The organism is Amaricoccus sp. (assembly GCF_017993425.1).
Classification (GTDB): Bacteria; Pseudomonadota; Alphaproteobacteria; order Rhodobacterales; family Rhodobacteraceae; genus Amaricoccus.
Genome location: NZ_JAGOMQ010000032.1, coordinates 1 through 13,511, shown reverse-complemented (window position 1 = coordinate 13,511; position 13,511 = coordinate 1). Strand labels below are relative to the sequence as shown.

The 13,511-nt window shown below is 73.1% G+C and carries 13 protein-coding genes and 1 tRNA gene; 12 read left to right on the top strand and 2 right to left on the bottom strand.

Features of this window, described 5'->3' with window-relative positions:
• The first annotated feature begins 229 nt into the window (after window positions 1-229).
• The 6 genes from KBB57_RS14825 to KBB57_RS14800 all read left to right on the top strand — a co-directional run bounded on the left by KBB57_RS14825 (window position 230) and on the right by KBB57_RS14800 (window position 6,182).
• A complete protein-coding gene (locus KBB57_RS14825; protein WP_290751675.1) occupies window positions 230-1,906 on the top strand; it encodes a formate--tetrahydrofolate ligase in 1,677 nt (558 codons plus the stop codon).
• A gap of 166 nt (window positions 1,907-2,072) precedes the next feature.
• The gene (locus tag KBB57_RS14820) at window positions 2,073-2,348 is read left to right on the top strand and encodes a chorismate mutase (protein ID WP_290751673.1); all 276 of its coding nucleotides are present in this window, start codon (window positions 2,073-2,075) and stop codon (window positions 2,346-2,348) included.
• Window positions 2,345-3,238, top strand: coding sequence for a bifunctional methylenetetrahydrofolate dehydrogenase/methenyltetrahydrofolate cyclohydrolase FolD (folD, locus tag KBB57_RS14815; RefSeq protein WP_290751671.1), 894 nt, complete (start codon window positions 2,345-2,347; stop codon window positions 3,236-3,238). Before KBB57_RS14820 ends, folD begins: the two co-directional genes overlap by 4 nt.
• 118 nt (window positions 3,239-3,356) lie before the next feature.
• Window positions 3,357-3,905: a hypothetical protein gene (locus KBB57_RS14810; RefSeq protein ID WP_290751669.1), complete on the top strand. Its 549-nt coding sequence runs from the start codon at window positions 3,357-3,359 to the stop codon at window positions 3,903-3,905.
• Between the two features lie 115 nt (window positions 3,906-4,020).
• Window positions 4,021-4,812, top strand: coding sequence for a DUF1194 domain-containing protein (locus KBB57_RS14805; protein ID WP_290751667.1), 792 nt, complete (start codon window positions 4,021-4,023; stop codon window positions 4,810-4,812).
• A gap of 128 nt (window positions 4,813-4,940) precedes the next feature.
• A complete protein-coding gene (locus tag KBB57_RS14800; protein WP_290751664.1) occupies window positions 4,941-6,182 on the top strand; it encodes a cyclopropane-fatty-acyl-phospholipid synthase family protein in 1,242 nt (413 codons plus the stop codon).
• 165 nt (window positions 6,183-6,347) lie between these two features.
• Here KBB57_RS14800 and KBB57_RS14795 read toward each other — a convergent pair whose 3' ends face one another.
• Window positions 6,348-7,223 carry an NAD(P)-dependent oxidoreductase gene (locus KBB57_RS14795; RefSeq protein WP_290751662.1) on the bottom strand — a complete coding sequence of 292 codons (876 nt, stop codon included), beginning with the start codon at window positions 7,221-7,223 and terminating at the stop codon, window positions 6,348-6,350.
• A gap of 168 nt (window positions 7,224-7,391) precedes the next feature.
• Between KBB57_RS14795 and KBB57_RS14790 the strand changes: the two genes are divergently transcribed.
• From KBB57_RS14790 to KBB57_RS14770, 5 genes are read left to right on the top strand one after another with little or no spacing between them, the layout of a single operon-like run.
• A complete protein-coding gene (locus tag KBB57_RS14790) occupies window positions 7,392-8,135 on the top strand; it encodes a PIG-L deacetylase family protein (RefSeq protein ID WP_290751659.1) in 744 nt (247 codons plus the stop codon).
• A gap of 60 nt (window positions 8,136-8,195) precedes the next feature.
• Entirely contained in the window at window positions 8,196-8,681 is a 486-nt protein-coding gene (locus KBB57_RS14785; RefSeq protein ID WP_290751657.1) for a cytochrome b/b6 domain-containing protein, read from the top strand.
• Window positions 8,682-8,708: 27 nt separating this feature from the next.
• The gene (locus KBB57_RS14780) at window positions 8,709-9,671 is read left to right on the top strand and encodes a VOC family protein (protein WP_290751655.1); all 963 of its coding nucleotides are present in this window, start codon (window positions 8,709-8,711) and stop codon (window positions 9,669-9,671) included.
• The gene (locus tag KBB57_RS14775) at window positions 9,671-10,345 is read left to right on the top strand and encodes a 4-carboxy-4-hydroxy-2-oxoadipate aldolase/oxaloacetate decarboxylase (RefSeq protein ID WP_290751653.1); all 675 of its coding nucleotides are present in this window, start codon (window positions 9,671-9,673) and stop codon (window positions 10,343-10,345) included. The genes KBB57_RS14780 and KBB57_RS14775 overlap by 1 nt, the downstream gene beginning before the upstream one ends.
• On the top strand, window positions 10,338-11,399 hold the full coding sequence (locus KBB57_RS14770; RefSeq protein WP_290751651.1) for a 4-oxalomesaconate tautomerase: 1,062 nt from the start codon (window positions 10,338-10,340) through the stop codon (window positions 11,397-11,399). Before KBB57_RS14775 ends, KBB57_RS14770 begins: the two co-directional genes overlap by 8 nt.
• A 68-nt stretch (window positions 11,400-11,467) precedes the next feature.
• On the opposite strand, the gene KBB57_RS14765 is transcribed toward KBB57_RS14770, so the two are convergent.
• Window positions 11,468-11,561, bottom strand: a tRNA-Sec gene (locus KBB57_RS14765).
• Between the two features lie 455 nt (window positions 11,562-12,016).
• Between KBB57_RS14765 and selD the strand changes: the two genes are divergently transcribed.
• The gene (selD, locus tag KBB57_RS14760; protein WP_290751649.1) at window positions 12,017-13,093 is read left to right on the top strand and encodes a selenide, water dikinase SelD; all 1,077 of its coding nucleotides are present in this window, start codon (window positions 12,017-12,019) and stop codon (window positions 13,091-13,093) included.
• The last annotated feature ends 418 nt before the right edge of the window (window positions 13,094-13,511 follow it).

Genomic DNA, 13,511 nt, shown 5'->3' with positions numbered 1-13,511 from the left:
GGCCCCGGGACGGTGTCGCCGCTCGGCGCAGGAAGATTTGTCGCCGGACGCATTCGCCGGCCCCGTCGTTGCGCGCGCGGCCGCCGGCCGGTAGGATCGTGGCGGTTCAGCGGGGAGCGAGCTTGCTGGAGGCGGGATCGGCCGGGCAGGGGCAGGCGCCGCGAGGCCGCCTAGGCCCGCGCGGCGGGGCGCTGACCCGCCGCCCCAGCCGCGCAATCCGGGAGACCCCATGGCTCAGCCCTCCGACATCGAGATCGCCCGCGCCGCCAGCGGCCGGCCGATCCAGGAGATCGGCGCCCGTCTCGGCATCGGCGCGGAGGACCTGATCCCCTACGGCCATGACAAGGCCAAGGTCTCGGCGCGCTTCCTCGCCGGGTTGCGCGACCGGCCGCGCGGCCGGCTGGCGCTCGTCACCGCCATCAACCCGACCCCCGCCGGCGAGGGCAAGACCACGACGACGGTCGGGCTCGGCGACGGGCTGAACGCGATCGGCCGCAGCGCCGCGATCTGCCTGCGCGAGCCGAGCCTCGGGCCCTGCTTCGGCATGAAGGGCGGCGCGGCGGGCGGCGGCTACGCGCAGGTGATCCCGATGGAGGACATCAACCTCCACTTCACCGGCGACTTCCACGCCATCACCTCGGCGCACAACCTCCTCGCGGCGATGATCGACAACCACATCTACTGGGGCAATGCCCTCGACATCGACCCGCGGCGGGTGGCCTGGCGGCGCGCGCTCGACATGAACGACCGGGCGCTGCGCGACGTCGTGGTCGGGCTCGGCGGCGTCTCGAACGGCTTCCCGCGGCAGGCCGGCTTCGACATCACCGTCGCCTCCGAGGTGATGGCGATCCTCTGCCTCGCCGAGGACCTCGCCGACCTCGAGCGCCGCCTCGGCCAGGTGATCGTCGCCTACACGCGCGACCGGCGGCCGGTGACGGCGCGCGACATCGGCGCCGACGGGGCGATGACCGTGCTGCTCGCGCAGGCCTTCCAGCCGAACCTCGTGCAGACGCTGGAGGGCAACCCCGCCTTCGTCCATGGCGGCCCCTTCGCCAACATCGCCCACGGCTGCAACTCGGTGGCGGCGACCAAGGCCGCGCTCGGCCTCGCCGAGTTCGTGGTGACCGAGGCGGGCTTCGGCGCCGATCTCGGCGCGGAGAAGTTCTTCGACATCAAGTGCCGCAAGGCCGGCCTCGCGCCCTCGGCGGCGGTGATCGTCGCGACCGTGCGGGCGCTCAAGTTCAACGGCGGGGTGAGGAAGGCCGACCTCGACACGCCGAACGTCGCCGCGGTGGAGAAGGGCTGCGCCAATCTCGGCCGCCACCTCGCCAACGTGCGCGCCTTCGGCGTGCCGGCCGTGGTGGCGATCAACCATTTCGGGACCGACACCGACGCGGAGACCGAGGCGGTGCGGCGCTTCGTGGCTGGGCACGGGACCGAGGCCTTCGTCTGCCGGCACTGGGCCGAGGGCTCGCGCGGGACCATCGGGCTCGCCGAGCGGGTGGCGGCGCTCGCCGACAGCGGGGCGGCGCAGTTCGACGTGCTCTATCCCGACGAGATGCCGCTCTTCCAGAAGATCGAGACGATCGCCCGGCGCATCTACGGCGCCGACGGCGCGCTCGCCGACACCCGCGTCCGCCAGCAGCTCCGCGACTGGGAGGCGGCCGGCTTCGGCCATCTGCCCGTCTGCATGGCCAAGACCCAGTATTCCTTCTCGACCGATCCCGACCTGCGCGGCGCGCCCACCGGCTTCGGCGTCCCGGTGCGCGAGGTTCGCCTCGCCGCCGGGGCCGGCTTCGTCGTGGCGATCTGCGGCGAGATCATGACGATGCCCGGCCTGCCCTCGCAGCCGGCCGCCGCCGCGATCCGCCTCGACGCCGAGGGCCGGGTCGAGGGATTGTTCTAGAGCGGAGTCCGTCCCGGTTGAGCCGGGACGTCCGCTCTGGAATCTTGAATTTGCGCAATGTCTTAATCACCGGACGATTCCGTCCGGTTGGACATTGCTCTAGCCGGCGCGTCCCGATAAGCGGGGGCCGACGGCGCGGCGGCGAGGCGGGGCACAGATGCAGGCGATGGCGGCAATCCGGGGGGAGATCGACCGTCTCGACCGCGATCTGGTCGCGCTCCTGGTCCGCCGCGCCGCCTGCATCGACCGGGCGGTGGCGGTCAAGCGGGCCGAGGGCCTGCCCGCGCGGATCGACGCGCGGGTGGACGAGGTGATGGCCAACGTCCGCGCCATCGCCGCCGCCGAGGGGCTCGACCCCGACCTGGTCGGCGAGATCTGGGCGCGCCTCGTCGAATGGTCGATCGCCCGCGAGGAGCGGGCGCTGGGGGAGGACCGGCCGTGAACGCCGCGATCATCGACGGCAAGGCCTTCGCTTCCGGGCTGCGGGCGCGGGTCGCCGCCGAGGCGGCGGGGCTGAAGGCCGCGCACGGCGTCACCCCGGGGCTCGCCGTGGTGCTGGTGGGCGACGATCCGGCGAGCGAGGTCTACGTCCGCAACAAGGGCCGCGCCACGGTCGAGGCGGGAATGCGCTCCGTCGAGCGCCGGCTGCCGGCCGAGACCGCCGAGGCCGAGCTCCTCGCGGTGGTGGCGGCGCTGAACGCCGATCCGGCGATCGACGGCATCCTCGTGCAGCTGCCGCTCCCCGGCGGCATCGACGCCGGCCGGGTGATCGACGCGATCGACCCCGCCAAGGACGTCGACGGCTTCCACGTCGCGAACGCCGGCGCGCTGGCGGTCGGGCGGCCGGGGCTCGTGCCCTGCACGCCCCTCGGCTGCCTGATGCTGCTGCGCGACCGCCTCGGCTCGCTCGCCGGGCGCGAGGCGGTGGTGCTCGGCCGGTCGAACATCGTCGGCAAGCCGATGGCGCAGCTCCTGCTGCGCGACGACGCCACCGTCACCGTGGCGCATTCGCGGAGCCGCGACCTGCCGGCCTTGTGCCGCCGGGCCGAGATCCTCGTCGCCGCCGTCGGCCGGCCGGAGATGGTGCGCGGCGACTGGATCCGCCCCGGCGCGACGGTGCTCGACGTCGGGATCAACCGCGTCGCCAGCGAGGGCGGCGGGGCGCGGCTCGTCGGCGACGTCGCCTTCGCGGAGGCCGCCGAGGTGGCGGGCGCGATCACCCCGGTGCCCGGCGGCGTCGGGCCGATGACCATCGCCTGCCTGCTCGCCAACACCCTCGCCGCCGCCTGCCGCCGCCGCGGCCTCCCCGCGCCGCAGGGCCTCGCCGCCTGAGGCGGGGCCGCCGACGGGATCACGGGCGCCGTTAACCCCGCCGCGCCGGCGCCCGCGCGCGGCGTCGCGGATTTGTGTAGACTTGTTTCGTTCTCATTCGGGGCGCGCGGGGGCGGCGATGGGGTGGCAGGCGGCTTTGGCCGGGGCGGCGGCGTTGTGGGCGGGCGCGGCCGCCGCGGATCCCTTCGACAGCACGCCGCTCTTCGCGGTGGGAAGCTGGTCGGTCGAGCATACCTACGACGCCGGGGCCGGCGGGTCGTGGTGCGCGGCCGACACGGTGAACGCCGAGGGGCAGTGGCTCTCGGTCGTCGGCTACGACAGCGGCGAGGCGGCGATCCTCGTCGGCGATCCCGGCTGGCGGATGGCCGAGGGCGCGGTGCGCTTCCGCATCGACGTCGACGGGGTCGGCTGGGATGTGGACGGCTCCGGCGGCGACGGCTCGGTCGCCGTGCTGCTCGACGACGCGGCCGCGGCGGCGACGTTCCTCTCCGGCCTCGCCGAGGGGGCAGAGGCGGACGTCTACAGCGAGGCCGGGCGCCGGCTGGCGGCCTTCCCGCTCGACGGGGCGCGGCGGGCGCTGGAGGAGCTGGTCCGGTGCTGGTCGCGGATCGAGCCCGCCGATCCCTTCGCGACCGCGACGGCCGGGCGCCGGGGCGCCGCGCTCTAGCCGGCGACAGGGTCGGAACGCTCGGGAGCAGGGCGGCGCCTTCTCCACGGGATTGTGAGGGGCGTCCGGCGGCGAGCGGGGCTAGCGTCGGGGGGCGATGGCGGAACGATCCCGCATGATCTGGGCCGGCATGATCCGGGCGGCGGCAGGCGCTGCGGTCCTTGCGGCGGCTGGCGGCGACGCCCGGGCCGAGGGGCCGGTCGCGGTCGACGCGGCGATCGTGCTGGCGATCGACGTCTCCGGGTCGATGGACCTCGAGGAGCTCGCCGTGCAGCGGGCCGGCTACCTCGACGCGCTGCGCCACCCCGACCTCGCCCGCATCGTCGCGGCGGGGCGCACCGGGCGCATCGCGCTCAGCCATTTCGAATGGGCGGGGCAGGTGCGCGCGGACTCGACCGTGCCCTGGCGGGTGATCGACGGGGCGGCGGGGCTCGAGGCCTTCGCCCGCGAGATCGAGGCGCTGCCGGTCCATACCAGCTTCGGCACCTCGATCGCCCGGGCGATCGACTATGGCGTCGCGCTGATCGAGGCCGCCGACTTCGCGGCCGACCGCTGGGCGATCGACGTCTCGGGGGACGGGCCGAACAATGTCGGCCCGCCGGTGACCGAGGCGCGCGACCGCGCGCTGGCGGCCGGCGTCACCATCAACGGCCTGCCGATCGTGATCCGGCCGTCGCGGGGCCTCGCCGACCTGCCCGGCTATTTCGAGGATTGCGTCATCGGCGGGCCGGGGGCGTTCGTGATGCCCGCGGTCGAGGCCGAGGAGCTGGCTCCGGCGATCCGGCGCAAGCTCTTCCGCGAGCTGATCGGGGCGGCGCCGGAGGCGGAGGTCCGCCTCGCGGCGGGCGAGGCGGCGCCCGACTGCCTGATCGGCGAGCGGCTGCGGCGCGAGCGCGGGCAGTTCTGAGGCGCGCGCCTGATGCGCCGGCGCCGCGGTCCGGGTCGAATCAGGGGCCGAATCGCCACGGGGTGGACGACGCCGCCGACTGGCGCGATATTGTCGACCGGATTCCGTGCACGCCAAGGGGGTCAGCGATGTTCCCGCTCTCGAAGATGCTAGCGGCGTTCGTGAGGGTCGGCAGCCTCACCGTCATCGACGCCGACGGGGCTCCCCACGTCTTCGCCGGCAAGCCGGGGCCTGCCTGCAAGATCCGTATCTCGGACAGGTCGCTCTACTGGAAGCTGTTCCTGAACCCCGAGCTCCACGCCGGGGAGGCCTACATGGACGGCGGGCTGACGTTCGAGGACGGCTACGGGGTGCGCGACCTGCTCGCGGTGTTCTCGGTGAACCGCAAGGCGCTGTTCGAGCAGCCGCAGCAGCGGGCGCTCGACGGGCTCAGCAAGGTGTTCAAGCGGGCGCTCGAGTCGAACCCGATCGGCAAGGCGCAGAGCAACGTCTCGCGGCACTACGACCTCGGCAACGACTTCTACCGGCTCTTCCTCGACGCGGAGATGTTCTACTCCTGCGCCTATTTCCGGCGGGGGGACGAGACGCTGGAGGAGGCGCAGGTCGCGAAGTGCCGGCTGATCGCGGCGAAGCTGCGGCTGGAGCCGGGGATGAAGGTGCTCGACATCGGCTCGGGCTGGGGCGGGCTGGCGCGCTATCTCGCGCGGGTGGCCGACGTCGAGGTGCTGGGGGTGACGCTCTCGAAGGAGCAGCTGGCGCTCGCCGTGGAGCGGACCGCGGCGGAGGGGCTGCTGGACCGGGTGCGCTTCGAGCTCCGGGATTACCGGACGCTCGACACCCGCTTCGACCGGATCGTCTCGGTCGGCATGTTCGAGCACGTGGGCGTGCATCACTACCCGGAGTTCTTCGGGAAGTGCCACCAGCTGCTGGCGCCGGGCGGGGTGATGCTGCTGCACTCGATCGGGCACATGAGCCCGCCGAGCGTGGCGAGCCCGTTCTTCCGCAAGTACATCTTCCCCGGGGCCTATGCGCCGGCGATGTCGGAGGTTTTCCCGATCGTCGAGAGGAGCCGGCTGTGGGTGACCGACGTCGAGTTCCTGCGGCTGCACTACGCGAAGACCCTCTGGCACTGGCACGAGCGGTTCCAGGCGAACCGGGCGGTGGTCGCGGAGATGTACGACGAGCGGTTCTGCCGGATGTGGGAGTTCTACCTGCTCGGGGCCGAGGAGATGTTCACCGGGGGCGCTTCCGAGGTGTTCCAGATGCAGCTCACCCGGCAGATCGACGCCGTGCCGCTGTCGCGCGACTACACCGTGGTGGAGCAGGACCGGCTGGAGCGGGTCGAGCGGACCCAGCTTGCGGCGGAATAGGGGCCGGCTTCGCACGCGTGCGGTGAAAATCATCGCACAGTCATCAGCGCCGCATTTCGCGGCGCCCTTCGACTCACTTGAAGCCTGCGCCCTCCCTGTCCGGACCGCTCCGCGTCGAGCAGGTTGCGACGGCGAGGAACAGGCGGAGGGGGCGGAAGCTCGCGCTCATCCGAGGCGGTCGAGGATGCGGTCGGCGCGGCCGACCAGACCGTCCTCGCCGCCGGCGAGGCCGAGCGCGCCGATCTGCGCCTGCCACTCGGCCGTGGCGAGGGCCAGCCGGTCGGGCAGGCCGAGCTCGCGCAGCGTCGCCGCCACCTCGCGCATCTCGGCGGCGCGGCGCGTTCCGTGGACCATCATCCGCTCGAGGTTGTAGGCGGCGCGCGCGGTCCAGTCGAAGCCGGGGTCGGAGGCCTGGAGCGAGGCGAGCACCGGGCCCTCCACCCCCGCCCGCCGCGCCGCCAGCACGCATTCCGCGGCGAGCGCCTCGAAGCCCTTCACCATCACCGAGCGCAGCATCTTGATGGTGGAGGCGTCGCCGACGCGGTCGCCGGCGAGGCCCGGGACCATGCCGAGCGCGGCGAGCCGCCCGGCCGCCGCCGCGGCGGCCGGGCCGGCGAGGAGCACCGGGGTGAGGTGGCGTCTCGGGTGGACGGGGGCCATGATCGCCATGTCGACGTAGCGTCCGCCGGCGTCCTCGACGGCCGCCGCCGCCGCGCGCTTGGCGCCCGGCGAGCAGGAGTTGCCGTCGAGCCAGAGGGCGCCCGGGGCGATGTGCCGGGCGAGGGCCTCGGCCGCGGCGAGCGCCTGGTCGGCGGTCACCAGCGACAGGACGAGATCCGCGCCGGCGAGCGCCTGCGCCGGATCGGGGCAGGGGACGACGCCGGCCGCGCGGCAACGGGCGGCGAAGGCTTCGGTCGTGGCCGGGTCGAGGAGCTTCAGGTCGTAGGCGCACACCCCGCCGCCGGCGAGCCCCCAGCCGTCGAGGAAGGCGTGGGCGGCCTCGCCGAAGCCGACCAGTGCTATCCGCGCGTCGTCCGTCATCTGCCGCCTCCCGGGTCCGGTCGCCCCCCGGGACAGGTCCGGGGCCGCCGCGCAGCCAGTCGATCATAGCCGGAGTTTACGGAGGTGACGCAGTTCGAAATTGGCTTTGAGGCCGATCGGCGCGACATGTGGGCGACGACGCCCCGCAAGGCCATGGAGGAACGCCCGATGCCCGCCGAGACTTCCGGCAAGACCGCCCTCGTCATCAGCGCCCATGCCGCCGACTTCGTCTGGCGCTGCGGCGGCGCGATCGCGCTCCATGCGGAGAAGGGCTACGCGGTGACCGTGGCGTGCCTGTCCTTCGGCGAGCGCGGCGAGAGCGCGAAGCTGTGGAAGGAGCCGGGGATGACGCTGGAGCGCGTCAAGGCGGCGCGGCGGGCCGAGGCGGAGCGGGCGGCGGAGGCGCTCGGGGTGCAGGAGCTGATCGCGTTCGATCTCGGGGACTATCCGCTGCACCTGGAGCAGGCGGACAAGTTCCGGCTGGTCGAGGTGATCCGCCGGGTGCAGCCGGCGTTCATGCTGAGCCATTCGGCATACGATCCCTACAACACCGACCACATGTACGCGACGCAGGTGGCGCTGGAGGCCCGGATGATCGCGCAGGCCTGGGGGCACGAGCCGGGGCGGAAGGTGCTGGGGGCGCCGCAGCTCTATCTCTTCGAGCCGCACCAGACCGAGCAGATGGGATGGAAGCCCGACGTCTTCCTCGACATCACCCCCGTCTGGGCGCGGAAGCGGGCGGCGATCGAGTGCATGGCGGGGCAGGAGCACCTGTGGGAGTACTATACCCGGGTGGCGGAGAACCGGGCGAACCACTTCATGCGCAACTCCGGCGGGCAGTCGGGGGGGCGGAAGGCGCGGTATGCGGAGGGGTTCCAGTCGGTGTTCCCGCGCACCGTGGACGAGCTCTGAGCGACGGAAGCGGCGGGCGCGCGCGTTGAAGGACGGTCACGAGCCAAGGAGGATGTCGCCATGACCGGAGCCGTTCCGCAGGAGTACAGCCGGACCCAGAAATCCCTGCACTGGGCGATCGCCGCCCTCGTTCTCGCGCAGTATCTCGCCTTCGACGGGATCGCGCGGGCCTTCGGGGCGGGGATGCGCGAGGGCGGCTTCGAGTATTCCGGGGTCGTCGTCGGGCATATCGTCGCCGGCGTGCTGATCCTCGGGCTCACCCTGTGGCGGCTCGCGCTGCGGCTGACGCGCGGCGTGCCGCCGGCGCCCGCCGCCGAGCCGGGGCTGGCGCGCGTGGCGGCGGGGGCGGCGCACTGGGGGTTCTACGGGCTGCTGATCGCCATGGCGGCCTCCGGCGCCGTCGCCTGGTTCGGCCATGTCGGCCCGGCCGCCGCCGCGCACATGCTCGGCAAGACCCTGCTGCTCGCGCTGATCGGCCTGCACGTGGCCGCCGTGCTGGCGCACCAGCTCTGGTGGCGGACGGGGCTGATCGGCCGGATGACCTGACCGCACGAGAGAAGGAACGGAGACGCCATGCCCGAGCCCTGCCACGACATCGCCCATCTCGGCCATGTCGAGATGCTGACCGACCGGTTCGAGGAGAGCCTCGACTTCTTCACCCGGGTCTACGGGCTGAAGCTCTCGGGGCGGGACGGGGACTCGGCCTACCTGCGGGCCTGGGACGACTACGAGCACGCCTCGCTGAAGCTGACGCGGGCGGCGACGACGGGGGTCGGGCATGTCGCCTATCGGGCCGCGAGCCCGGAGGCGCTGGCGCGGCGGGTCGCGGCCATCGAGGCCTCGGGCTACCGGGTGCATGGCTGGGTCGAGGGCGACCAGAGCCATGGGCGAGCGTTCCGCTTCGAGGATCCGTTCGGGCATGTGTTCGAGATCTACTGGGACACCGTCTGGTACGCGCCGCGGGAGGACGCGGAGCGGGCGGCGCTGAAGAACACCGCCTCGGCCTTCACCGGCGCGGCGCCGCGGCGGCTCGACCACCTGAACCTGCTTGCGGAGGACGTGACGGAGTTCCGCCGCTTCATGGAGACCTGCCTCGGGGCGCGGGTCACCGAGCTGATCCGGCTCGACAACGGCCGGATCGGCGGCTGCTGGTTCACCGTCAACAACAAGACCTACGACCTCGCCTGCACCGAGGAGCATGGCGGCGGCGACGGGCGGCTGCACCATGTCACCTACGCCACCGACCAGCGCGAGGACATCCTGCGGGCGGCGGACATCTTCCTGCAGAACGGCGTCCATATCGAGACCGGCCCGCACAAGCACGCGATCCAGGGCACCTTCTTCCTCTACGTCTGGGAGCCGGCGGGGAACCGGGTCGAGCTCGCCAACGCCGGCGCGCGGCTGATCCTCGCGCCGGACTGGGAGCCGGTGGTCTGGACGCAGAAGGATCGGATGAAGGGGCAGGCCTGGGGGCTGAAGACCATCGAGAGCTTCCATACCCACGGCACGCCCCCGGTGCGCAAGGAGTCCGCGTGATGGCCAACGTCGTCGTGCAGAATGTGCCCCGCGCCGACCCCGCCGTCATCGACGGGCTCGCGCGGCACGGGGTCGCCACCGTCCACGAGGCGCAGGGCCGCCGCGGCTGCCTCGCCTCGTACCTGCGGCCGATCTGGGCGGGCGCGCGCGTCGCCGGCTCGGCGGTGACGATCTCGGCCCCGCCGGGGGACAACTGGATGATCCATGTGGCGATAGAGCAGCTGCGCGCCGGTGATATCCTCGTGCTCGCCCCGACCTCGCCTTGCGACGCCGGCTATTTCGGCGACCTCCTCGCCACCTCGGCGATGGCGCGCGGCTGCCGCGGTCTGGTGATCGACGCGGGCGTCCGCGATGTGCGGGACCTGACGGAGATGGGCTTTCCGGTCTGGTCGAAGGCGGTCTCGGCGCAGGGCACCGTCAAGGAGACGCTGGGGTCGGTCAACGTGCCCGTGGTCTGCGGCGGGGCGGCGATCGAGGCGGGCGACGTCATCGTCGCCGACGACGACGGGGTCGTCGTCGTGAGACGGGCCGAGGCGGCGGAGGTGCTGGCCGCCGCGGAGAAGCGCACCGCGCTCGAGGAGGTCAAGCGCGCCCGCCTCGCGGCGGGGGAGCTCGGCCTCGACATCTACGACATGCGCCCGCGGCTGGAGGCGAAGGGGCTGAGGTATGTCTGAGGGCGTGCCTTGCCTGTGGATGCGGGGCGGCACGTCCAAGGGGGCCTATTTCCTCGCCTCCGACCTGCCCGCCGACCCGGCCGGGCGGGACGCGCTGCTGCTGCGGATCATGGGCTCGCCCGACCCGCGGCAGATCGACGGCATCGGCGGCGCCGACCCGCTGACCTCGAAGGTGGCGGTGCTGTCGCCGTCGTCGCGCGAGGGCGCCGACGTGGACTATCTGTTCCTCCAGGTCTTCGTCGACCGGCCGGTGGTCACCGACGCGCAGCCCTGCGGCAACATCCTCGCCGGGGTCGGTCCCGCCGCCATCGAGCGCGGGCTCGTGCCGGCGGCGGGCGAGGTCACGCCGGTGCGCATCCACATGCTGAACACCGGCGAGGTGGCGACCGCCCGGGTCGAGACGCCGGGCGGCCGGGTGAGCTATGCGGGCGCCGCTTCTATCGACGGCGTTCCTGGAACCGCCGCCGCGGTCCCGCTGATGTTCGAGAGCATCGCCGGCTCGATGACCGGCGCGCTGCTGCCGACCGGCCGGGCGGTCGACGTGATCGACGGGGTCGCCTGCACGCTGATCGACAACGGCATGCCCTGCGTGATCCTTGCCGCGGGGGATGTGGGGGCCGCCGGGACGGAGAGTCGCGAGGCGCTGGAGGGTGACGCGGCGCTGAAGGCGCGGCTGGAAGCGATCCGGCTGAAGGCGGGGCCGCGGATGAATCTCGGGGACGTGGCGGAGAAGTCCGTTCCCAAGATGACGCTGGTTTCCGCCCCGACCGCCGGCGGGGCGATCTCGACCCGCAGCTTCATCCCGCATCGCGTCCATGCCTCGATCGGCGTCCTCGCCGCCGTCACCGCGGCCACGGCCTGCCTCCAGCCGGGGAGCCCGGCGGCGGCGCTGGCGCGGGTCCCGGCGGACGGGCGTTTCCTGATCGAGCACCCGGGCGGCGCGGCGGAGGTGTTCCTCGACCTCGGGCCCGACGGCGCGCTGCGCGGGGCGGGAACCGTCCGCACCGCCCGCAAGCTCTTCGACGGCCGGGTGTTCCCCGGGCCGGTCCGCTGATCCCGGGAGGGGGGGCCCCGAACGGGGGCTTCCGGGCCGGGTCGTCCGTGCCGGGCGTGGAGGGGCGCTGGCGGAAGAGGAAGGAGTCGAACCTACCGGGGACGCCTGGCGCCCCCCGACGGATTTGAAGTCCGCGCGCCCCACCGGGGACGTTGCTCTTCCGGGAACCGGCGTAGCGTGGCGGCCCCGGTGGTGTCAATCGAGCCGGAATCTGGAAATGTCCCACGGTGGGACAGGGGTCAATCTATTGGATTCAAACAAGAATAGAAAGTTGGTGATTTCATTGCGCGCTGGCGGCGGGGGAGAAGGGGCCAGGGCGGATGCGGCTCGCGCCGGCGGTCAGGCGCGGATTTGATGCGTCGCAAATCCGGTCCGGGACAACCGGGGCATGGGCTGCCCCGGCGGGGCGCGCCGGGCTGCGTCGGGGGCTCGAGGATGGGGAGGCGCCGGTCGCGCCGCCCTCGGATGTGCGTCGAGCGACGGAGCGCCCGGGCGAGGTCGCCGGGCCGCAGGTCGGGATGGACGCCCCGGCGCCGGGATGGGAGGTTCGCAGGGCGCGGCGGTGCGGTATTGTCGCGCGAGGAAGGCAGGGCCCGAGCGGGCGCAGGGAGGAAGCAATGGTCGCAACCGAGACGCTGGTCAGGCCGGAGGAGCCGCGGCTGACCTCGCTCTCCCACGGCGGCGGCTGCGGCTGCAAGATCGCGCCGGGGGTGCTGTCGTCGATCCTGCGCGGGGCGGCGGCGATGCCGGCGCCGGAGGCGTTGCTCGTCGGGATCGAGACCGCCGACGACGCCGCGGTGTGGAAGCTCAACGACGAGCAGGCGCTGGTGGCGACGACGGATTTCTTCATGCCGATCGTCGACGACCCGCACGATTTCGGGCGGATCGCGGCGACGAACGCGCTCTCGGACGTCTATGCGATGGGGGGGACGCCGATCATGGCGCTGGCCATCGTGGGGATGCCGGTCAACGTGCTGTCGCCGGCGACGATCGGCGCGATCCTCGGGGGCGGCGCGGCCGCCTGTCGCGAGGCCGGGGTGCCGGTGGCGGGCGGGCACAGCATCGACTCGGTGGAGGCGATCTATGGGCTCGTCGCGCTCGGGCTCGTGCATCCCGACCGGGTGCGCCGGAACGCGGCCGCGCGGCCGGGCGACGTGCTCGTGCTCGGCAAGCCGCTCGGCGTGGGGGTGATGTCGGCGGCGCTGAAGAAGGGGGCGCTCGGCGAGGACGGCTATGCGGCGATGATCGCGGCGACGACGCGGCTGAACAGGCCGGGGCCGGCGCTTGCGGGGATCGAGGGGGTGCATGCGATGACCGACGTGACGGGCTTCGCGCTCGCCGGCCATGCGCTGGAGATGGCGCGGGGGGCGGGGTGCGACGTGCGGCTGGACTGGCGCTCCGTGCCGCTCCTGCCCGGGGTCCGGGCGCTGGCGCAGGCGGGCCATGTCACCGGCGCGAGCGGGCGGAACTGGGCGAGCTACGGCGAGGAGGTGGCGCTGCCGGCGGGCTTCGCGGCAGAGGAGCGGGCGCTGCTGACCGATCCGCAGACCAGCGGCGGGCTCTTGGTCGCCTGCGCGCCGGAGGCGGCGGAGGCGGTGCTCGCGACGTTCCGCGACGGCGGCTTCGGCGAGGCGGCGGTGATCGGGGAGGTCGTGGCGGCGCAAGGCGCGCCGCGGCTGGTGGTGGAGGGCTGAGGGAGGACGGGACGCGCGCGGGCGCTCGTGACGGGATCGACGGGCCCGGGCGTGGTGACGTTGATCGGGTGGGGAATGATGGATGAAACGAATAAGGGCGGGCTTGCCTGGAAATTGCGAGTTTGCGCGCAAATATATTTTGAAATATATTTGCAAATATTTTGAAGAGACCTCTGCGAAACGCTTGGTTTGGCCTCTTTTCGGGGTCTTTCGGGCATTCGTGGGTGCCCCGGGGGCCGAGGGACGGTGGCGGAGGTCTGCACCCGTGCGGGCCCGTTCGGGCCGCCCGCCCCCGCGTCAGGTCTCGCGGAGCCCGTAGAGCCGAAGGAAGGTCGCACCCTTCCAGACGTTCCAGGCGATGGCGACGAGCGCGAAGTGGGTCCGGTTGCGCGCAAGGCCGAGGAAGCGGGTGCGCGCG